A 19,614-nucleotide genomic window follows, 5' to 3' on the forward strand; every position below is an offset into this window, starting at 1 on the left:
AAATAGAGTGGTGATTTATTTTCGTATGCGTACGCTAGATCTTTCCGAAGCAGCTGAATTTCTAAAAATGCACCCTGAAGAAGTACGCAGGCGTGCAAAGTTGGGGCAATTGCCCGGAGCTAAACCTGGAAAATCGTGGGTGTTTCTTGAAAACGATCTTGCCGAATATGTACGTTCACACTATGCTTATCCACGGCAAGCGTTGCAAGTGACGCCGACAAAGGAGGAAAAGCCATGTCACTTATTAAACGTGGTAACACCTGGTGGATTGATTTCACCACACCGGCAGGAGAGCGAATTAGACGTTCTGCTGCAACAAAAAGTAGGGCTGAGGCGCAAGAACTGCACGACAAGTTAAAAGCAGAATCATGGCGAGTACAGAAACTTGGTGATAAACCAAAGCGAACTTGGGATGATGCTGCTTACAAATGGCTGATGGAAACTCAGTACAAAAAGTCGCATCTTGATGACGTTTCAAGAGTTGCTTGGTTCCAGCAGCATTTTAGAGGCAAGTTGCTTGACGATATGACGCGGGATCTAATCGCACAGGTGGCGGAAATAAAGGCGAAGGAAACAAGTCCCTCAACAGCAAATCGTTTCCTTGCATTAGTTCGAGCAATCTTACGTAAAGCAGCATTTGATTGGGATTGGATCGATAAACCGCCAGTTATTAAGCTATATCGTGTGCAGAAAACGCGGATTCGCTATTTGACTCCTGTTCAGGCAAACATACTTTTGAATGAATTGCCTGAGCACTTGGCGGATATGACAAAGTTTTCTCTGGCGACGGGATTAAGAAAAGCAAACGTCACCAAGCTGGAATGGTCGCAGGTGGATATCGCGCGTCGGGTAGCGTGGATTCATGGCGATCAGGCAAAAGGGGGGAAGCCGATTCATGTCACACTGAATGCAACGGCACTTGAGGTATTGACTAAGCAAATTGGTAAACACGTAACATCGGTGTTCACTTATAAAGGTAAATCAATTACTCAAGTGAATACCAAAGCGTGGCGGGCAGCTCTAAAACGTGCAGGTATTGAAAATTTTCGCTGGCATGATTTGCGACACACTTGGGCAAGCTGGCTTACCCAGCAAGGTGTTCCGCTAAACGTGATACAGGAAATGGGGGCGTGGGAATCGCCGGAGATGGTGAGGCGGTATGCTCATTTAGCTCCTGAGCAGTTCGTGACACATGCACGAGTGGTGGACGATCTTCTCAGCGGCACAAATTCGGCACAGTCCTAGAACCAAAAAGGGCTCACATCGCTGTAAGCCCTTGAATTCTGGTGGTGATAGGTGGACTTGAATAAGTGTTGTAACCCTTATCAAATATAGGTTTCCATTTTTAAAAAAAATTTTATGGCCCAAAATCCGGTCTCAAAAAAATCTACTGTTTTAACTTATATATATCGTTTAAATTCGGGGCGTCAACCGCGAGTGATTGCTAACTCGTTGTTGCATCTAAATCACAATGCGTATTGATTTTAGTAAAAAGATAATATCTGCCATTTAAATAATATCTTGCCATTTATGTATTAATGAAATGCCTAACTGGGGCTTTCTTCACATCCAATTCAAGTCCAATTCTCGTATTTTTCACCCGCGTTGCAGCTCACAGCATTTCCACTAAAACGGCGCTAAAACGACTCAATCTGACGACCCGGCAGTTGACACCCTATGCACTGAAACGTCTAAGCGACCCAAACAAAAAAGTATGGAGGTTAAAAACCTCAAAAATAGACAAGCCTCATTGAAATTGAATTAAATGTTACCCATAGACAATGCCAATTCTTATCCGCGATTTATAAAAGAGATTGATCAACATTTCAACTTTTCTAATGTAATTTCCGCTGTCAAATTCATCTCTGATGTGAAAATCAATGAGATATACCAAATCGAACGAAAATTTTTAGGGCAAATTGAACTTGGATCCCGTTTTCTAAAGGAAAACAGTTTCCACTGCAAATATCCTTGTAAAAAAAGAAACTAACCATTAGGATGTCGATTACAGCATTGAAACCGGAATGGCGATCACAAAAAGGTAATTCATGCGATTCAAAAAATCTGACCAACTTTTTCTTTACCACATACGTGATGCGGCAACATCCGGTGGAATTGGCTACGACGGCTACGTCGGTATTACTGACAATCCTAAACGGCGCAAGAGAGAGCATTTTGCTGCTCTGGCTAACGGAACGCATTCAAATGCGAAGTTACAGACTGCATACAATAAATCACCTGCCAGTTTTCAATTCTGGATTGCCACTTCTGGGAACAAAGAAAGCATCGAAGCACGCGAACTGCGTATTCTGGTGAACGTGACCGACGATTCTGGTGATCGTGACCGATGCGCCTAAAATGGTGTTACGCGGTTAAATTGTAATGTCATCGGTCACGATGGATCCATGTTTTTCTCCTTTTTGCTGTTTTTTTGTTTATTTACGCGCATCGAATCACCCGTCAGCGTGAACCGGTGATTTTTCTGCATGATGCGATCCAAGATGGCATCGGCAATCGTGGCATCACCTAACCAGGCATGCCAATGTTCAACCGGTAATTGGCTGGTAATGATGGTTGCCTTGCTGGCGGCACGGTCATCAATGATTTCCAACAGGTCGGAACGGGTCATGCTGTCGATGCCTCCCATGCCCCAGTCATCCAATATCAATACGTCTGTCTTGGCCAGTTGCAGCAGCCATTTACTGAAGACACCGCTGCCGTGCCGGATACGAAGCTCTTCCTGCAGACGGGGTACTCGCTGGTAGACAGAAGAGTAGCCGCGTCTACAGGCATATTGCGCCAAGGCGCAGGCCAGCCAAGATTTGCCTGCGCCGGTCGGACCGGTAATGAGAACGCAATGCCCGGCACTGACCCAGTCCCCGAGTGCCAGACTCATTACTTCGCTGCGGTTTATGCCTCGACCTGTCTTGCTGTCCAGTTCTTCAATACATGCCTGTCCATATTTCAAGCGTGCGTTTTTAAGTAGTCGCTGTAAATGGCGGTCGTTCCGGCAATTGACTTCCCGGTCAACCAGCATTGCCAGACGCTCTTCGAAACTCATGGCTGTCATGCCGGGTTGGATCAATTGTTCTTCTAACGCGCTGGCTAAACCGGCGAGTTTTAATGTGCGTAATTGGGTTAACGTCGTTTGTATCATTATCTTGTCCTTGTTATTGGTAGTAGTCTGAACCGCGCAGGTGAGCATGGTCTGGGCTAACCCATTCCTTTGCGGTCACGGTATGCTGGTCACGATTATTCTTCAGGATATTGCGTACGTGCCGGTACTGGCACGCACCAATCTGCAATGCCACAGCACAGCCAGCCTCCAGTCGTTCCTTGCCATAGTGCTTGGCCAGTGACAGCAATCCGAGGCTGGTGCGGTAGCCATGTTCTGGATGTTTATTCTCAGCCATGATCCGGGTGACCGCTTCGGCTGTGGCTGGTCCGATGGTTTGGCCCCAGTGAATGAATCGCTCTGGTGTCCATTGCTGGTGCGCCCGATGGGCGGTGGGCATGTGATCATCGATGGTGCTGAATCCGCCCACGCTGGCATTGCGCGGATGACTGGCGACCCGTTCGCCACGATGCAACAGCTGAATCATCGTCTTGGTCATGCGCGCTTCCAGAACCTGACCGACCAGTGCATGCGGCACGCTGTAACGATGCCGCTCAATATCGACGTGGTAGTCGACATGCACTTTAACGGTTTTAAACCACGCGATTTCATAAGGCTGGGTGGGTAATGCCATCAAGGCTGGTGCATCGATGGAAGTGAATGTGCTGGCGCGACTGCCTGGCAGTTTCTGAAACAACTTCTGATTCAGCCGGGTCAGCAAGGGAATGATTGCTGCATTCACTTCGTGTACGTTGGCAAAGGTGTGATGACGCAACCGCGCCATGATCCAGCGTTCGACAATTTGCACGGCGGATTCTGCTTTGGCTTTGTCCTGAGGGTGATAGGGACGCGCTGGTAAAATCGACGTGTTGTAATGCCGGGCGAAATCCAGCACGGTGTCGTTGGCACGAGGCTCATAACGATCGGCATTGGCAATCATTGCCTTGGGATTGTCGGGAACAATCAGCTGTGGCACGCCACCGTAAAACTGTAATGCACGGGCGGTGCCGTTAAGCCAATCAACCATCGTTTCCCGTTCCGTGGCATAGGCGAAGGTGTAACTGGATGCGCCCATGGCGGCGACAAAGATGTGAGCGCGTGTGCCATCCGTGAGCAGAATCGTCGGCCCGGCAAAGTCGATAAACAACTTCTCACCAGCACGGTGAATTTGCCGCATGGAGCGTTTGAGCAGTTTTGCAAACCGGTTGTACTTGTCGCAGTATTGGGAATACGCATAGGTCTGCTGATCTGCATGATCTGCACAGTACTCTTCCCAGAGCAGCGCCAGGGTCATGCCCTTGCGACGTAATTCCTGATGCACCCGACCGAAATCGGGCTGAACGTGATTGATGGGTTTCTTGCCAGGTCCTGCCAAACGGTGCTGCAGTTGCGTTTCGTCGGCCTCCTGCACTTGGCTCAACGTCAATCCGGCAGCCGAAGCTAACCCGACATATTTGGTGACTACGCCTTTGGAAATGCCGAGTGCCGCAGCAATTTGTTCATGCGACAGCCTGGCATCCAGCTTCAATCGCAATATCTCTTTTATCTTACGCATACTGATCCTTGGTGCAGGCACGGTATCTCCAAAAACTGGAGATCGTACCTGTTCTCATATCAAATGCGTAACACCATTATTCTGTAGTACACCGGCATTCTGGTATCGTGACCAGTGATTCTGGCATCGTGACCGCTGATTCTGGAATTGCCTGAAATCGGTCACGATAAACCAGAACGGGCGGTCACGTTCAATCGGAATGGCCGGTCACGATACCAGAATGACCGGTCACGTTGGACCAGAATACCCACGAACGGCTATTTGTTCCAAAAACTAACCATTTATTAAACAGGCAAACAGGCGGAGGACCTCGACGCGGCATGGCGAAACAAGAAGCATGGCGGTTGATATCCGGGAACAAAAAATCCGAATCAAAGTCAACCGACGGAACGCAATCTAAGGAAGGGGCGCAGTTCCAGGCAAATGAAAATTCTGACCCTAAAGGAAATACTAAAACAAAATCGAAATCAAGCTCCGCTGGTGGCACAGCAGGTACAGGCGCATCTGGTTTTGCTGTGGTCGCCGATATCGCAGCAGGCGCGGCGGTGGTAGCAGCCACAGTTGTGAGCGGCATAGGCACCGCATATGTAATCAATAAACACGTACTAAACGACGATGAGTCTTTGGAACAAGGCGAGCGAGATGCGCGAAAATCGGGTCGTGTCGGATCCTACGTTGGAGGTGGTGCTGGTGCCACTGCGGCCATAGCGATGGTATGCGTAACGGGTGAAATCGGACTAGGTGTCACTGGCGTCACGACCGGACTAGCTTCGATAGGCGCGGTAGTTGGTGGCGGAGCGACAATTGGCGCTGGAATAGCCTTAGCAGTACCTGCACTTGCAGCTTGTGCCGTTGCAGGATTTGGCTACGGGGGTTACAAACTCTATCAAAGATATTTTGGATGATCGGGGGGAGCAATTTTAGTTATCACCCAATCCAACGAAATACCTGATTAGATAAATCTGATTTTTTTAATAGCGCAATTAAATATTGATAACTAATTTTTCATATGACAAACCTATCGTATAACCCATTTGGAAAAGGTCTTTCAGCCGAACTTGGACCATCGGGGAAAAAATCAAAAATCTTGAGTTTTAAGCGACAAGGCGGATTACTAGTGAATTCAGAAATGCAGGCTCTTCAGATTTTGAGTTCATTTAGGCCGACATCGCAATATCTCATTTTTCCTCAAGTGCACCTATTACAAACATTTGATGTGGACCAAAAAAAACTAGACGAAGAATTTAAAAAAAGGGCAGTAGCAAGCCCATTTAAAGAGTCAATAGCAGAAAAAGTTGCGAAAAAATGGAAATTTGAAATGGGATGGAAGTCAGTCGATTTTTTGGTTTGTTCTACTCAAAATTCACGAGTATTGGGCGGTATTGAAATAGACGATCCTACCCACGCCGAAGATCCCGCCAGACAAGCATGCGATCTGGTAAAGAACATAATTTTTGCATCACTAGATGTACCTCTACTCCGTTTCACCAATGCTCAAATTGCAGAATTGCATTCGGAAGGATTTGGATCTAACCATTCCGCATCATTTTCAGCCTATTTACAATCAGCAACCGCCGCATGGGATGCCACAAAAAAAATATTAACGGACTAAGTGACGGTCGGGATTTTTTATCTACCGAAATAAGAATACCAAAAATAGGCACACCTTCAAGATATTGGAAACGTGGATGAACAAAACAATGAAAAGTACGAATGCTAAATCGAATACTTTTCTGTCAATTCAAGAAGCAGCAACGGCTCTATCGATGCGTTTCAAGAAAGTGGTAATCGAAGCAGATATTCTCAAACTTGCGTTAGATAAAAAAATAAAAATCTCTGTAGAACTGACTAGTCCTATTAAAGCCGTTCGGGGGAAAATTGTCGATCAGTTCAATACAGAATGGGTTTTAGACCATAGGCCATCGAGTAATAATAAACTTCCACCAGAATTAGAAAGGGGCAATCCTGCATGCCCCCCTTCTCTTGAACAACAATGGGAGTGTGCACATCCAGAACTGCTGCATGAATACTACCCAATTTTACAAAGTACCAAAATTAACGAAGATATTTATTTGAATTTTGAAACTGATACGGAAGAACTTTTGGGATTCTTTTCTTTACCTATGCTCGGCGGTGAAAAAGAAGATATTGAACACAAATATAATCTTCTTACAGATAGGCCAACAGATGCGTTGAAAAATAGTGAAGCTTGTTACATCGAAGATGAGTGCGGCAAAATTTTTAAGATTCTAATTCACAAAAGCGAATACGAATTTTCAGAAGAAACCAGCGAGCTTCAAGAAATCAAGAAAAAAATAAAGGAGCAAAAAATTCAAAGACCTGAAGCACAACAACTATTAGCCACCCATAAATCAAAATTCCAGAATTTTTATCAAGACGCTGCAGAAAAATATGAGCAAGTACGATTTACAAAACTTGCTGAACGAGAAAAATACGAAACGGCGTTATCCTTACCAATAAATAGTCAAATCGTAATTAAAAATGAGGAAATCGAAAGATTTTCTGGTATGGAGACTATTAAATTCACAGATGACGTCACCGAGGTATTTTCTAATTCTGAAATCACACTATTAGTTATTTTCAATGCGCTTTTAAAATTTAAAAACTATGATTACAAAAAAAGGGGTCAATCGAAAATAATCGAAATTGATACCAAGCCTTTCATCAATCCAGTCGGCAAAGAAACCATCAGACTAAAATTTGTGAAGATTTCAACTGCATTAAAGAGCGGGCAAATAAGAGAAGCACACTATGAATCAGTGGATGCTCAAAATAAAAATATTAAGGAAATCGAGACCCTAGCAAAATCAAAGCTCAAGGAAAACGGAAAGCAGCTGGAACGAAGAGAGCGAAATATTTACTTAACTATGATTGCTGGTCTATGTAATGACACTAAATTGAATTATTTAGAGAATACTACGATCGAAATTGTTTCGAACCTCCCAGACATTAAAATAAATCGAATACTCAGCGACGAAATCAGAATAATATTTAATGAAATTCGAGAAGTAGTAAGGCACAAAGAAAAAGAAAAATAACCGGGATGTCGTGAATTTTGTGTAAACGGCGGTTGGTTTAAACATTCGGCATACGGTCGCCGAACTGTACGCATTCACCGGCTTCACGGTCGGCGTGGTCGGCGCGATTCCTTACGTGCTGGTCAACCTGTTTCGCGCGCAAGTGCGTTTCTCGGGTGTTTCGTTCTCTTACAACCTCGCCTACGCGATTTTCGGCGGGCTGACGCCCGTCGTGCTGCCGCTGCTGCTGAAGGCCAACCCGCTGGCGCCGGCCTACTATGTTGCGGGAATTTGCCTGCTGGGCATGGTGACGGCGTTGTTCGTCAAGGCAAACAAGGCCGGCGCAGGGAAACTGATTTAACGGTTGTCGTTAATTAATTCAAGCAATGCCTCATGCACAGCAAGTTCGACGAATGTCTCGCAAAACAGAAACATAGGCTAATTGCTTGAAATGAAAAGGCCCGATATCTTAGACGACGAAGTAAGTCCGTCCCATTGGATTTCCGCCTTGTAGGGCTTCTTATTTAGTTCCAGCTTGACACTGACCGCAGAAGATTGAAGTCCGTTTTCGTGATATGTTCGCCCATTTTGAGCCAAAAATTTGGCATTTGCCTGAGCAAGCAATTTGACAATCTCAGTGGATGCGACGGCCTTAAGCTCCGAGGTTCGGATGCCCGGCAATGCAGGTACCGATTGCCGAAAAAACACAACGTCAGAAAAATGACTGGTCAAGTCATCGCTATTGGTTTGCAGTGCCTTCTTAACTTCGGTCGTATTCTTCTGTGTAGTGGCAATTTCACTTGCTCTATTAGCATTGCCACTAGCCTTGTTCGTAATTTGTGCCGGGAACGGAGAAAGCCCAACCTTTCTAAGGTCATCATTAAATAAATCGTTGCAATCGGCTGTGGTATTCGAAGCCCAAACGCCGGAGTTTTTCAACGCTAGCCAAGTCGCAAAAATCGCATCGTCCTGACTATATAAATTGATATCTGACGCCGAGAAGATTCTTGGACCTTCCGCGCAAGCTTTACGAAAAGTTGACAAATCCGGTGTCTTAAGTTGGCTTGGTAGATCTTTATCAGTTTGATTTTTTTCGAACACATCCGAGGTACTACCCCCCAACGGCGAAAGTTTTGCGGAAAATTCACCACCACCCGTCATAAGTGCCGAATAGTTGGGCTTACCTTTCACAAGTGAGTTTGTATATAGCGAAGGCAAATAGCTTGGTGTAAGCACAATGGTAGCAACTATACCTCTTTGGCCTACATCACGCGATCCATCGTAAAGTATCATCGTCATGTGATCTACCGCACCCCAATCTTGGTACGCCTTGCTCAGGCTGATTGGATCCGGGGCCAAAATATTAGTGTTCAAACCGCTGACAAACTTGTCAATCTCTTGGCCGGGACTGTCGGATGCCTTCGACAGTGCTGTACCGATTAGACCGCCGACAGGGTAGTACTTTAGTACGTCTTGGGCAATTTTAATAATTGAACTACCCGCCTTGCTATTGTCGGTAGTTCCAAATTTGTACTGCATGGAGATACCCCATCGTCCCCCTACATCTGTAAACTGGGTATAGGGAAGCAAGCCTTTACCACTCATCACAGTGATATTTGACGGATTCTTACCATCAGTCTGCCTTGTCACAACAAATACTGGAATTGGTTTGGCAGTACCCAAAGTGGCATCGTCGCCTAAGGCTATAGTTACAGCCGCAGTTGTTGCTTTTGCATCAAAATTACCAATCAATCTATCCCATGTGGACGTATCGTTACTGTTGTTCAGCGGGCTGCTTCCAGGCACCACATCCATCTCAAGTGAAAAATAATGCATCGAAGATGTAATTGGCGCCTCCTTCTTATATATGCAAAAATCCCAAAGCTGCGAGCCTCTTGAGTTTGCAGTATCCAATTTAGCACCCGCATCAATATCCGTGCAGTTAGCAACCAAACCCCTTGTTTGAATTTTTGGTGTACCGCCCGAAGCAGGTACTGGAGAATCTTGATTATGCGTAACTACTGGCAGTGGGCAGCCTGATAGCGCCGCGCACAATGCGAGGAGAGAGGAACATTTTGTTAAGAAAGACTTATTACTCATTTTTCCCCCAAAACTAGAAATTGTTTTTTCACAACATGTCGCGCCTTGATCCAATATCCGTCTTCCTCACCAGCTTTCCGATCAATCAATTGATTAAGCTAAAATCATCTCAAATACAATTTTGCTTGGATATCCCGATAAGCGCAAGCGGTCAATGATCTCGCTCGTGCTTTTGCCGGCATGATCGGCCACGGCCTTTTGCAACAAGGGTTGGTACTCTTCCTTTTGCACTGCCTTGAGGATCAGCGATGGGTTGGTCGTCGCGTCTCGCGGCGCATACGCCGTGATCGATTGAAAATCGCCTGTGTCGGCGACGATGGTGGTGTATTGCTTCAGTTGATCGAGTTGGCTCATGGCATTGTTGTTCGGTGGTATTCGGGACGGCCGAATTCCGGGCGCCTTCAGGTGGTAGTCTATTTTAACCCTTCGGCCACAGGATCATTTACGCGCAACGGAAGCTTGCAATCAATTTGTTGGTACCCGCGGCGCGATGGCAGCCCGAAGCGCCCCACACCTGGGTCGTGCGACCGGCATGTTTTTCTCGCGAAAACGGAAATATGGGACTGTCATGGCTTGGTGCATTGACACTTCGCACCGTTCCTGGTGTCTTGACTCCCGGCCTGCCGTGCGTAGTTCGTGGCGTTTGCATAACGAAATCCCGAAAGTTTTCAATGTTTAACAATTTACTGTGCGAAACCGCATTGCCTGCAGGTAACCGGTCATTCCCGTCCAATATTACCCCGCCGATCGACGGCATGCAAATCCGACCTGAGCGGATTCTCAGCAAACATCTGCTTCCAAACGCGCGGCGTAAGTTGATTCACCAGCGACGCCGGATGCTGGCTGATACGCTGCAAGACATCGACAAAGTAGTCGTAGGGATTGATCTCATGCATGCGACATGTCGCAATCAGACTTTGCACAATACCGACGTGCTTGGCGCCAAGCTCTGTCCAACAAAAAAGCCAGTTCTTCTTTCCCATGGGAATCACACGTAGCGCACGTTCAAGATGATTCGTGTCGATGGCCACGTCGGCATCATCCAAATACACCGACAGGCCAACCCGGCGCTCACGAATGTAGGCGAGCGCGCCCAGAAAGGGGCTGCTGGGCAAGAAGCCATGTTTGTCGAACTGCTGGTCGATCCAGTTGAAGAAGCGGTTCAACACTGGCTTGGCGTGTTGCTGCCGATAATCGCGCTTGGCGTGTCCCGTCAGCGCCTTCTCGCGAATCTGTATCTCCACGGCGTACAACGCGCCAATGTAATCCAGTGCCAGGTCGGCATGAGTCGGTTCGACATCCCGGCAATCAAAGACCTTACGACGGCTGTGCGCCCAGCATTGGGCGTGAGTAATCCCGGTCACCCTGGCATAGTGCTCATAGGCACCATAGCCATCGGTTTGCAAGACAGCATCACCAGGTGGCGACAGGCCAAGTGCGTCCTGGACGTGTTTGGCCGCTCGGCTGGGGTAGTACAGGAAGCAGATTTCATCCTGTTCACCATAGACCGGCCAGAAATAGGCCGGTTTCATCTTGCCAGGGCCGGCGCGCCCTGCCTTGATCGGGGTTTCGTCCATGGCTTTAACGCGGGAAGCGCGAATTGAGGCCAATTGGGCGTCGAAGATGGGCTCTAACAGGGCAGCGACGCGCGACATCAATCTGGTAAGCCAGGGTCGACTGACATTGATGCCGGCATCGCCCAACTTGATGTGCTGACGGTACAGCGGCTGGTGATAGGAGAACTTGTCGACCATCATGCCGGCTACGAAACTGACATCGGCGCGGCAGCCATCAAGCACACCGGCTGGTGCCGGCGGGCAGGAAATGACTTGCGTATCACGCCGCTTGATGACGGGCCTGACGTATTTCAGGATTACGTAACTGCCAGGACGTTGTGCCAGACGATGGCTGACCTTCTCGCCGATGATCTCGTAGTCTTCGGGGTCGAGTCCCTCGACTTCCGGATTGGGAACCTGGACCACCTCGACCGGGACCTTGGATTCGTCGAAGAACTGTTCGGTATCGTCGCCAAGCTCGGTCGGGTTCTTCACCTTCTGCTCGCGCTCGTGCGCAGCGACCTTGCTCTTCTTGGGCGGCAGCGTGTCTTCGGGAATCACATCGAAGGCACCGCCCAACGTACCTTGCAGACCTTCCGGCTCGGGCAGGCGACATTCGCTCTTCTGGCCGAATATCTGGCGTTCAAACCAGGCGATTCTGCGGCGCAGATGAACGATTTCCCGGTCTTTCGTATCGAGCAAATTTGCGACTTCCACCGGCGTCAATGCGGCCACGTTGCGACCTGTTTCGGTGGTAGATGGTGGCGTGATTTGCATGTCGATATTATATCGTTTGCACAGCATGAATTGAAGTGTTTGCGCTATGAGAATGCGATTTTTTATAGCGCAGACGCACGCGCTTTGGCTCGATGCCTTCGAGCAGCAGTTTCAGTCCTGTCCAGTCCATTTCATGCGTGGATACATTTGCCCAGTTACTGATCAGTCTGCCCTGTTCAAGCCGTTTTGCCCAAACACATAGTCCGGTGCGATCAAAATACAAGACCCTGATCTGTGTGGCGCGGCGATTGACGAAGGCGAACAAATGTCCAGACAAGGGGTCGAGTCCCATGTGATGCTTGACGATGGCGTAGAGCCCGTCAAAGGATAGCCGCATGCTGGTGGGTTCGCCGTACAGGAATACGCGCACCTGGCCTTCGGGGAAGAACATCAGCGTCGCGCTATGGTCAGGACGATGCCATTGCCGAGGTCGAGGCGTATGTCGATACCTGGCGCAATTGCCGACGCCGATGTGCGTGCCGTCTCGTGGTTGACTGCACGGCTCTTGACGGGGCCGAGGTCGATGAAAGGTGCGACTTGCTTAGGCGCAGAGGTCGACGCCTTTTGGGCCATGTTGGCTGTGTCTTGGCGCAGCCGTGTGCGCCACGCGTAGAAATTACCTTCCGCAATCGCTTCATCTCGGCAGAACGCGGCAATGGTCTTGCCGCTGGCTGCGTAGCGCGTCAGGTGGTCACGCCAAATGGCTTCCTTGGATATTGCCGATGCTTGCTGGCCCATGTTTTACCCTCGTGTTGTTGATCGTGAGGGAGATTGTGCCGGGAATGGGGGCTGATGAATATAACGCCGCTGGCGCACCGGTTACGCCGAACTGGATTGTAAATCGATTCAACGCTGCTTTCCAATCTCTAATTGGCATTGTCCATTTTTTGCTGATGTTATTCAGCGCCAGATAGAACAATTTCAGGACAGCTTCATCAGTCGGAAATACCCCTCGGTTCTTGGTAATTTTACGCAGACTCATATTGACGAATTCGAATGAATTCGTTGTGTAAATCACTATCCTGGTGTCCGGCGGGTAGTAAAAAAAATAGGTAGCCGAGGCCAATTCTTGCGCCAAGATTCACCGATGGGTGAAAATCGCTCACTCCATTTTTGCTCAAACTGACACAATTCCAATTCAGCCTGTTCGATGGTGGTGGCCGAGTAAATCAGGCGAAAATCATCAACAACTTCATGCGTTTTTTGTCTTCATCAGGAACTACTGATTCATTAATTCTTTGATCAACTGTTCTTGTTAATTAAATTTTTATTGAGTAACGCGCAAATAAATATTTTGTCTTTGTCTCGCGCAGCTCATAACTTCGCAACAACAAGATCATGTGGCTCAATACAATATGCTTTGCTATCGCCCATATCAGAATCAGGGTTTAGATTCACTAATCTGCTCTTCCAATTCCTAGGCAATGTGGCAGTTTTAAAGTCAACGGGATCAGCATAGTATCAATACGTTTCATGGAATCTGGAATCTACACCGATAGAGTTTAATCGCTCCGTCCTATCCGGTTTATTCTTCGCAATAATATCGACCCCTTGCGACATCAAAATAGTGTCTGCTACATCTGGAAACTTTCCATGTAGAGATTGACTTCCAATGATGATAAATTCTTTATCTTCGCAAATTTGGGAAGCGGCGCGAACAATATGCTCAAGCTCAGATTTCTTCATGAATTTTTCTCACGACCGACTGATCCAACAAACCAACATACGGCATAGATTGGCGCATTTGATTGCTACGCTGATCTAAACCAGTCATGCAACCAATTAGTTTCTGTTCATCGCGATCATTGAGGATCGTCAACCACAATTCATACGACACACTCCACGTTCCATTCGATTTCCACCGCAACAAATTCTCTATGGATTTCTTTTTGATGGTGAACACATCGAAGCGCGACACAATCTCAAGCGAAATTTTTAATTTAATTTCGTCGAGAGTATCCTGTTTATTTCTAATCAATATTTTCATATCAATCCCTTTTTGCTTTCCTTACGCGATCTTCTTTGTCCGAATGAGAGCATTCCTTGCTAGATCATTTAATATCCTAAAGTCCTTTGAATCCACAGGCATGCGGTACGTTTTTAAAGCCCGAGGCTTAATACCGGACAGCAAAGCTAATTCGTCCCTGGTAACACCAAGTTCATCCTTGAGTGACTTCAAAAACTCTTGTTGCGATTGCTGTGTCATGATTTCCCTAATTAATACGCATTGCGTACCACTATATCGCTACAGAAAACATTTCGCGCAATTTATTTTATTGATATTTAGATAATGCATGATGTGATCCAACTCCGCATGTCCTAACAACTGCTGTACCGTTTCGAGACTTGCACCATTCGATAATAGGTTGGAGGCGAAGCGTCGTCTACCGCTGTGACTTGACCCTAATTTGATCCCCGCATCTGTTGGCGCCGACTGAATATTGACCCAGCTCCTCCAAATAACTAATAAGGAATTAAGTTTCCTTATTAGGTCACGCAATAAATCAAATTAGTCACAATGAAGGCATGTCAAACATTACCAGAGGGTAAAACATGTCGCAACGTCTCATAAGATTCCCGGAATTACTTATTCGAAGTGGATTATCGAGATCCACAATCTATCTCAAGATAAAAAACGGATTTTGGACTAAGCCAGTCCCAATTGGTGAGCGGGCAGTAGGTTGGCCATCCGGAGAAATTGACGCGCTTATTAGTGCACAGGTACAGGAAAAATCCAAGCAACAAATTCATGACCTAGTTACCACTCTTACATACAAACGAAAACCAACTGAGTAAATTGAAATGCATTTATTTTTCAATTCACGCTATTAAATTTTCCCAAAACAATTTTTCGATAATCATAGACACGGCGGGCTAATAATCACATGAGCAACTCTAACAAGCGTAAAAAAAACCTGACAATCCAGGTACGGGCAACCACCGAAGAAAAGGCTGCACTAAAGGCCCGTGCCGAGTTATTCAGGATCTCACTTGGAGAATTAGTCCGGCAAACTATTTTTAAATCCACGCCAAAGTCAAAAGTAGACTTGGAAGCAATCCAACAATTGGCAAATGCTCGGGGAGATCTTGGTTGGGTTGGAGGTCTCTTGAAAGCAAGTTTAGCGGACGTAATGCCCTACTCCGAAAAATTTGACCAGCATCAGGCGCAAGACCTACTTTTGCAAATCGAAGCCGCACAAATCGAAGTGGTCAGAGCCGTCAAAAAATTGACCGAAAAATTATGATATCAAAGAATATAGAGCCAAGAAAAGATGGGATTTCCAGTGCGTTGGATGCGATCAAGTATGGTGTCGGCCTAAAAATTGACAAGGGAACGGGAGAATGGCTCGACAAGTCTTACCGCACTAGGTTCCAATGTTTTGGCTTAATTGATAATGGGGTCTATTTTGATCGAGATCCAGATTCGATGATAACCACAGTCGATAAAGCAGCACTCGAAATGCAAACTATCCTTGATTTAAGTACTAAGGTAGATCAAAAAAATAAATTGGGGCATTTTGTATTTTCGTTCGGACAAGAAAAACCCTCGGAAGCAGTGTTACTTGATACCGAAGATTCCATGCGCAAAGCGCTAAAGCTATCTGAAAATCATTTCGTGTCATGCTTACACAATGATAACGGTCATTGGCATTTACATATCTTTGTAAGTCGAATTGAAAAACAGAAACCGTTTCGTGGTAATTCACTGTGGCGCGATCGGACTCTGCGAGATCTAGTTTGCCGGGAGATAGAGGAAAGACATAACCTCAGACGTGACAATGGCCTGCATGAAATTGACGCCAACGGGATAATGACAGAGGTCCCTCTGCAGCTACGTATCGCTCGAAGAGAGTCTAATTCAAATCCGAATCAGCTGAGCGATCGCGCACTCTCTTTGGAAAAAATTACCGGCCAACAATCATTCCAAAGCTGGTGCAACGAAGTCCGCATTGGTGATCGTCTAATCCACGCAAAGTCGTGGAAAGAAATGCACCACGCAGCAACTGCATATCAATGTCAAATTAAACAAAGGGGCGCTGGATACGTTATTTGCCCGATCGAAGGAAAAGGCGGGCTGCCTATTTCAAAGGTCGGAATAACCAAAGTACAGCAAAGACTTGGCCCCTTCGTTCCAATCGACTCAGAAGCCAAAGAAGCTTCAGTGGAGAGTTCGTTGAAATATTCATCAAAGTCAATTATAGATGATGGACTGTTTTTTGATGAATGGCGTTCGAAAAAGTCAGGATTTTCTAAATTCAGGCAAGAAAAATGGGCGGAATTCAGGGAGACGGCCACTAAGCGGAGAAATGCGATCCTATCTCAATACAAAACCGACCTCGCTGAAATCCGCAGCACCAAATCAGGCATTTCGGCAGTCGCAGCGCGTTCGGTCGTACAGATAAACCATGCTGCAAAACTAACTGAGTTTGCTTCCATAATCCGCCAGGAAAAACAATTACTTAAAGTCGACATAACCGCGCGGCAACCTGGAACGAACTACAGGGAATACTTATTCAATCTGGCAAAAGAAAATGATATAGCACTTGAGACACTTAGAGGCCACAGTGCCAAACACTCTACCAATGTTTCTAGGGAATCTGAATGGGCGGAATTGAAAATTATAAGCACATTCGCTGGGAACAATGAACATCCTATTCGACGATTACCAATCAAGCACCTTGTTCTAGACAATGGGACAGTGGTTTACGACCTTGGCGAAAATCGATCAATTTTAGATAGTGCAATCGCAAAACAAATTCAACTCAATTCAGCAGCGGCAAATGACGTTGATTCTGTCGAGATCGCCTTGCGCTTCTCGATTTCAAAATTTGGTCATGAGATTTCACTCTCAGGACCACAAAGCTTTCAAAACATGGTGGTGGAAATCGCTGTCCGGAACGGCCTAACGGTGAATTTCACAGACCCAGTTCTTGAAAAACTTCGTACTGATTTAAGTATGAAAAAAAATCCAATTAAACCTCAAAGGGAAACACATCATCATGTCAAACGTATTGGAACGAGCCGGCGCGCTAAAAATATATCACGAACTAGATAAGGTTGCCTGTTGTAATTGTAAGAACGCGATATGGCAAAAAATCAATGATTCACTGAGATGCCATTGCAATATCTTCGCCGAAATTACATTTCAATGCTGCAGGAGAGAAGGATTCAAGCAGACACTCACTGGTATCACGGACTGTGACGGCTTCGAACAAATTGACGACGTATCGACCGCGGTGACAAAAGATACAAGTATCAAACCGGCACCCAGTCCAATTGGCAAGATACTAGACTCCATTCCCGTCGATGGGGACGCCGCAGACAAAAGGACCGGATGAATCTGTCCAAATTGGCCCGCTGCAAGCGCTGGAAAAGCAGCCCAAATAAGCGCAGCGTTGCGGGTGATTCACGGCGGTCTCACCGCCGTCCGTCCTGCCCTGCTTATTACAAGTACTTAGCAAATTTTGGGTAGTACGTAACTGAATGAAATGCAACGACGTTGTATATCGAAAAACGTATCTTGAACGTAGTAAAACGAGGAAAGAGTGAGATATGTCGGAAACTAAATTTCTTGAATTGCAAATGCAGACTTTGAAACGGAAAAAGCGCAAAACCAATTTAAACGAATACGAAACATCAATAAATCGATTGATGAATTTGGATGTTTCGCTACCAATTATTTTGGAGTGGCTAACAGGCGAACGAAAAATATTGACGACTTTGCCAGCTTTAAGACGGTTTATTAGAAGAGTGTTTGGAGATGAATTTTACGACGATTTTATGAGGCGGAACGGGTGGTATAAATCAAAGGGTTGTAGCGGACCGTCTCCACCAGCATCACCAAAAAAACACGCGAATTCATTCTCTAATTCGGATACACCGCCGGGCGTAACACAAGAAGAGCTAAAGGCATCATTGAGACAAAAGGTCAATCTCAATGGATTTAAAGACGACTAACATGACTAACATTTTATTTGGAGTATAAATTGAAAAAAGTTTACACAGGAATTACAGGAAAGTGCGGGAAAAGCAGCTTGGTTAACTCGCTCGAATTTCCAAGAATGCCAAATGCGACAATAATTCGCGTCGAAACGATAAACAATTCTGGCCTGTCAGGATGCAATTCAGAAATTTTTCTGAAAGGACGCGACCTCGGTCAGCTGGAAACAGAACTTGTCAAGGTTGAGGACGCCATTATCGATGTCGGAGCATCCAATATTGAATCCTTTTTACTTTCATTAAATTCTGAGTTTGAATCACATCAAATCTTCGATTATTTTATCGTGCCTGTAATCGCACGAGCATCTGCTCAGATCGAAATGTCCGAATCTATTACCACACTCAAAACATTGGCAAAAATGGGTATTGAGCCAGAGAGAATCAAAGTAATTTTTAATCGACTGCCAAAGGATTCTTCCGTCTCAGATGAATGTAAGCCGATTATATTTTTGCACAGAAGTTCTCCAATTTTCACATTGAATCTCGACGCGTTTGTTTACGAAACTGAAGCCTATGCTGCTCTTGGGTCGATTGATGTCGCATACATTCAGATGTTAAGTGACCAGAAAAATTATCGCCAAGAGTTAAATAAAATCCCGATTGACAATCAAAAGGCCCGAATAGAAATGGTTCGATGGGCTCGAGCCCAAGGAACAACACGCATGCTCGAAATCGAACTCAGCAACCTATATCAAATACTTTACGGATAATAAGATGGCACAACTATCAGATCTAGTCGCGCAAGAGATCATGGGTGAAATTAACGAGCTTGTTAAACGGATTGAATTCACGTCTGAGAAAATTCCCCAAACTGAAAAATTGCAGGACGCAGTTAATTGCGTCCTGCAAGATTTTAGAACAACCGCGAGCATCATGGTGCTAGGTGAAACAGCTCGAATGAAAGCTGAATTAACACAATGTGCGGTTGACGTTGCACTCGCTGCTGCTCAAGATATTTCTAGAATCCACAAAGCAAAATGGATTTCCGGAAGCATTACATTAACTTTCCTTTCCTTTTCTATATTTGGTTGGATTATGGAACAACGAGGCCATGAACGAGGTTTATCAGAGGGGCACGAAAAAGGATATTTGGAGTCCAAAGATGAAAAGGCGGCAGCCAATTGGGCCAATACTGCGGAAGGAAAGGTGGCGTTTGGATTAGCGCAAGCTGGTAGTATCAGACGATTAGCGGCTTGCGACGGAGAGGGATGGACGATTAAAAATGATTCATGCATCCCGAAACCGACCGCGAAAAATGTGGTTTACGGCTGGAAAATAAAGCCGTGACGATGTGATAGGTGATAACGCCAAATCTTTTCGCGGTACATTTAAAATCTATTAAATAAGATTCATCAGACTTTCCTGTGGGTCGCTGAAGTCGGATAAAGGTCAAGCCCGCCACAATGGAAATATACGGCGATCTTGAAATTGTCCCGATTTCGGAATCCACAGGCGCGTTTTTGTACAGTTGCT

At 46.1% G+C, this 19,614-nt stretch carries 21 protein-coding genes and 3 pseudogenes; 13 read left to right on the forward strand and 11 right to left on the reverse strand.

Annotated features, from left to right (window positions below; translation table 11 throughout):
* The first annotated feature begins 25 nt into the window (after positions 1 to 25).
* From E2I14_RS19990 to E2I14_RS17570, 3 genes are all read left to right on the forward strand, one after another.
* Positions 26 to 358, forward strand: coding sequence for a helix-turn-helix domain-containing protein (locus E2I14_RS19990; RefSeq protein ID WP_227544782.1), 333 nt, complete (start codon positions 26 to 28; stop codon positions 356 to 358).
* A complete protein-coding gene (locus E2I14_RS17565) occupies positions 244 to 1,245 on the forward strand; it encodes a tyrosine-type recombinase/integrase (protein ID WP_227544785.1) in 1,002 nt (333 codons plus the stop codon). The genes E2I14_RS19990 and E2I14_RS17565 overlap by 115 nt, the downstream gene beginning before the upstream one ends.
* 803 nt (positions 1,246 to 2,048) lie before the next feature.
* Positions 2,049 to 2,357 (forward strand): GIY-YIG nuclease family protein, encoded by a 309-nt coding sequence (locus tag E2I14_RS17570; protein WP_133330958.1) that lies wholly within the window; start codon positions 2,049 to 2,051, stop codon positions 2,355 to 2,357.
* Positions 2,358 to 2,392: 35 nt separating this feature from the next.
* Here E2I14_RS17570 and istB read toward each other — a convergent pair whose 3' ends face one another.
* Together istB and istA are read right to left on the reverse strand one after the other, a co-directional pair.
* Positions 2,393 to 3,160: an IS21-like element helper ATPase IstB gene (gene istB, locus E2I14_RS17575; RefSeq protein ID WP_133330994.1), complete on the reverse strand. Its 768-nt coding sequence runs from the start codon at positions 3,158 to 3,160 to the stop codon at positions 2,393 to 2,395.
* A gap of 10 nt (positions 3,161 to 3,170) precedes the next feature.
* Positions 3,171 to 4,691 (reverse strand): IS21 family transposase, encoded by a 1,521-nt coding sequence (istA, locus tag E2I14_RS17580; protein WP_133330960.1) that lies wholly within the window; start codon positions 4,689 to 4,691, stop codon positions 3,171 to 3,173.
* Between the two features lie 299 nt (positions 4,692 to 4,990).
* Here istA and E2I14_RS17585 point away from each other — a divergent pair, with 299 nt between their 5' ends.
* From E2I14_RS17585 to E2I14_RS17600, 4 genes and pseudogenes are all read left to right on the forward strand, one after another.
* Positions 4,991 to 5,575 (forward strand): hypothetical protein, encoded by a 585-nt coding sequence (locus tag E2I14_RS17585; protein WP_133330962.1) that lies wholly within the window; start codon positions 4,991 to 4,993, stop codon positions 5,573 to 5,575.
* Positions 5,576 to 5,679: 104 nt separating this feature from the next.
* Positions 5,680 to 6,282: a DUF2726 domain-containing protein gene (locus E2I14_RS17590; protein ID WP_133330964.1), complete on the forward strand. Its 603-nt coding sequence runs from the start codon at positions 5,680 to 5,682 to the stop codon at positions 6,280 to 6,282.
* 76 nt (positions 6,283 to 6,358) lie between these two features.
* Positions 6,359 to 7,729: a hypothetical protein gene (locus E2I14_RS17595; protein WP_133330966.1), complete on the forward strand. Its 1,371-nt coding sequence runs from the start codon at positions 6,359 to 6,361 to the stop codon at positions 7,727 to 7,729.
* 64 nt (positions 7,730 to 7,793) lie between these two features.
* Positions 7,794 to 8,069, forward strand: a pseudogene (locus tag E2I14_RS17600) (MFS transporter); the annotation flags it as partial.
* A 77-nt stretch (positions 8,070 to 8,146) separates the two neighbouring features.
* On the opposite strand, the gene E2I14_RS17605 reads toward E2I14_RS17600, so the two are convergent.
* The 9 genes and pseudogenes from E2I14_RS17605 to E2I14_RS17650 all read right to left on the reverse strand — a co-directional run bounded on the left by E2I14_RS17605 (position 8,147) and on the right by E2I14_RS17650 (position 14,641).
* Positions 8,147 to 9,862, reverse strand: coding sequence for a hypothetical protein (locus E2I14_RS17605; RefSeq protein ID WP_133330968.1), 1,716 nt, complete (start codon positions 9,860 to 9,862; stop codon positions 8,147 to 8,149).
* A gap of 81 nt (positions 9,863 to 9,943) precedes the next feature.
* A pseudogene (locus tag E2I14_RS17610) lies at positions 9,944 to 10,162 on the reverse strand (transaldolase family protein); the annotation flags it as partial.
* A 365-nt stretch (positions 10,163 to 10,527) separates the two neighbouring features.
* Positions 10,528 to 12,141 (reverse strand): IS66 family transposase, encoded by a 1,614-nt coding sequence (gene tnpC, locus E2I14_RS17615; protein ID WP_206105673.1) that lies wholly within the window; start codon positions 12,139 to 12,141, stop codon positions 10,528 to 10,530.
* Positions 12,142 to 12,148: 7 nt separating this feature from the next.
* A complete protein-coding gene (tnpB, locus tag E2I14_RS17620; RefSeq protein WP_133330970.1) occupies positions 12,149 to 12,532 on the reverse strand; it encodes an IS66 family insertion sequence element accessory protein TnpB in 384 nt (127 codons plus the stop codon).
* On the reverse strand, positions 12,532 to 12,879 hold the full coding sequence (tnpA, locus tag E2I14_RS17625; RefSeq protein ID WP_133330972.1) for an IS66 family insertion sequence element accessory protein TnpA: 348 nt from the start codon (positions 12,877 to 12,879) through the stop codon (positions 12,532 to 12,534). Before tnpA ends, tnpB begins: the two co-directional genes overlap by 1 nt.
* Before the next feature lie 88 nt (positions 12,880 to 12,967).
* Positions 12,968 to 13,335, reverse strand: a pseudogene (locus E2I14_RS19760) (transposase); the annotation flags it as partial.
* 267 nt (positions 13,336 to 13,602) lie between these two features.
* Entirely contained in the window at positions 13,603 to 13,827 is a 225-nt protein-coding gene (locus E2I14_RS17640) for a hypothetical protein (protein WP_133330976.1), read from the reverse strand.
* Positions 13,814 to 14,128: a hypothetical protein gene (locus E2I14_RS17645; protein WP_133330978.1), complete on the reverse strand. Its 315-nt coding sequence runs from the start codon at positions 14,126 to 14,128 to the stop codon at positions 13,814 to 13,816. Before E2I14_RS17645 ends, E2I14_RS17640 begins: the two co-directional genes overlap by 14 nt.
* Before the next feature lie 258 nt (positions 14,129 to 14,386).
* Complete coding sequence (locus E2I14_RS17650) at positions 14,387 to 14,641, reverse strand: tyrosine-type recombinase/integrase (protein ID WP_227544783.1); 255 nt, start codon at positions 14,639 to 14,641, stop codon at positions 14,387 to 14,389.
* 53 nt (positions 14,642 to 14,694) lie between these two features.
* Between E2I14_RS17650 and E2I14_RS17655 the strand changes: the two genes are divergently transcribed.
* The 6 genes from E2I14_RS17655 (at position 14,695) to E2I14_RS17680 (ending at position 19,428) form a co-directional block, all read left to right on the forward strand.
* Entirely contained in the window at positions 14,695 to 14,937 is a 243-nt protein-coding gene (locus E2I14_RS17655; protein ID WP_133330980.1) for a helix-turn-helix transcriptional regulator, read from the forward strand.
* A gap of 89 nt (positions 14,938 to 15,026) precedes the next feature.
* Positions 15,027 to 15,386 carry a plasmid mobilization protein gene (locus E2I14_RS17660; RefSeq protein ID WP_133330982.1) on the forward strand — a complete coding sequence of 120 codons (360 nt, stop codon included), beginning with the start codon at positions 15,027 to 15,029 and terminating at the stop codon, positions 15,384 to 15,386.
* Positions 15,383 to 17,197 carry a TraI/MobA(P) family conjugative relaxase gene (gene traI, locus E2I14_RS17665; RefSeq protein WP_133330984.1) on the forward strand — a complete coding sequence of 605 codons (1,815 nt, stop codon included), beginning with the start codon at positions 15,383 to 15,385 and terminating at the stop codon, positions 17,195 to 17,197. The genes E2I14_RS17660 and traI overlap by 4 nt, the downstream gene beginning before the upstream one ends.
* Positions 17,198 to 17,694: 497 nt before the next feature.
* Positions 17,695 to 18,099, forward strand: coding sequence for a hypothetical protein (locus tag E2I14_RS17670; RefSeq protein ID WP_133330986.1), 405 nt, complete (start codon positions 17,695 to 17,697; stop codon positions 18,097 to 18,099).
* 29 nt (positions 18,100 to 18,128) lie between these two features.
* Positions 18,129 to 18,851: a hypothetical protein gene (locus E2I14_RS17675; RefSeq protein ID WP_133330988.1), complete on the forward strand. Its 723-nt coding sequence runs from the start codon at positions 18,129 to 18,131 to the stop codon at positions 18,849 to 18,851.
* Positions 18,852 to 18,855: 4 nt separating this feature from the next.
* A complete protein-coding gene (locus tag E2I14_RS17680; protein WP_133330990.1) occupies positions 18,856 to 19,428 on the forward strand; it encodes a hypothetical protein in 573 nt (190 codons plus the stop codon).
* The last annotated feature ends 186 nt before the right edge of the window (positions 19,429 to 19,614 follow it).

It is taken from the genome of Sapientia aquatica (genome assembly GCF_004358105.1).
Lineage (GTDB): Bacteria > Pseudomonadota > Gammaproteobacteria > Burkholderiales > Burkholderiaceae_D > Solimicrobium > Solimicrobium aquaticum.

Excerpts from the sequence above, each read along its gene's own strand:
- E2I14_RS17655 (WP_133330980.1), top strand. The coding sequence starts at position 14,695 with ATGTCGCAACGTCTCATAAGATTCCCGGAATTACTTATTCGAAGTGGA.
- traI (WP_133330984.1), top strand. The coding sequence starts at position 15,383 with ATGATATCAAAGAATATAGAGCCAAGAAAAGATGGGATTTCCAGTGCG.
- E2I14_RS17570 (WP_133330958.1), top strand. The coding sequence starts at position 2,049 with ATGCGATTCAAAAAATCTGACCAACTTTTTCTTTACCACATACGTGAT.
- E2I14_RS17670 (WP_133330986.1), top strand. The coding sequence starts at position 17,695 with ATGTCGGAAACTAAATTTCTTGAATTGCAAATGCAGACTTTGAAACGG.
- E2I14_RS17660 (WP_133330982.1), top strand. The coding sequence starts at position 15,027 with ATGAGCAACTCTAACAAGCGTAAAAAAAACCTGACAATCCAGGTACGG.
- E2I14_RS17645 (WP_133330978.1), bottom strand. The coding sequence starts at position 14,128 with ATGAAAATATTGATTAGAAATAAACAGGATACTCTCGACGAAATTAAA.
- E2I14_RS19990 (WP_227544782.1), top strand. The coding sequence starts at position 26 with ATGCGTACGCTAGATCTTTCCGAAGCAGCTGAATTTCTAAAAATGCAC.
- tnpB (WP_133330970.1), bottom strand. The coding sequence starts at position 12,532 with ATGTTCTTCCCCGAAGGCCAGGTGCGCGTATTCCTGTACGGCGAACCC.
- E2I14_RS17640 (WP_133330976.1), bottom strand. The coding sequence starts at position 13,827 with ATGAAGAAATCTGAGCTTGAGCATATTGTTCGCGCCGCTTCCCAAATT.
- tnpC (WP_206105673.1), bottom strand. The coding sequence starts at position 12,141 with ATGCAAATCACGCCACCATCTACCACCGAAACAGGTCGCAACGTGGCC.
- E2I14_RS17585 (WP_133330962.1), top strand. The coding sequence starts at position 4,991 with ATGGCGAAACAAGAAGCATGGCGGTTGATATCCGGGAACAAAAAATCC.
- E2I14_RS17595 (WP_133330966.1), top strand. The coding sequence starts at position 6,359 with ATGAACAAAACAATGAAAAGTACGAATGCTAAATCGAATACTTTTCTG.
- E2I14_RS17680 (WP_133330990.1), top strand. The coding sequence starts at position 18,856 with ATGGCACAACTATCAGATCTAGTCGCGCAAGAGATCATGGGTGAAATT.
- E2I14_RS17590 (WP_133330964.1), top strand. The coding sequence starts at position 5,680 with ATGACAAACCTATCGTATAACCCATTTGGAAAAGGTCTTTCAGCCGAA.
- tnpA (WP_133330972.1), bottom strand. The coding sequence starts at position 12,879 with ATGGGCCAGCAAGCATCGGCAATATCCAAGGAAGCCATTTGGCGTGAC.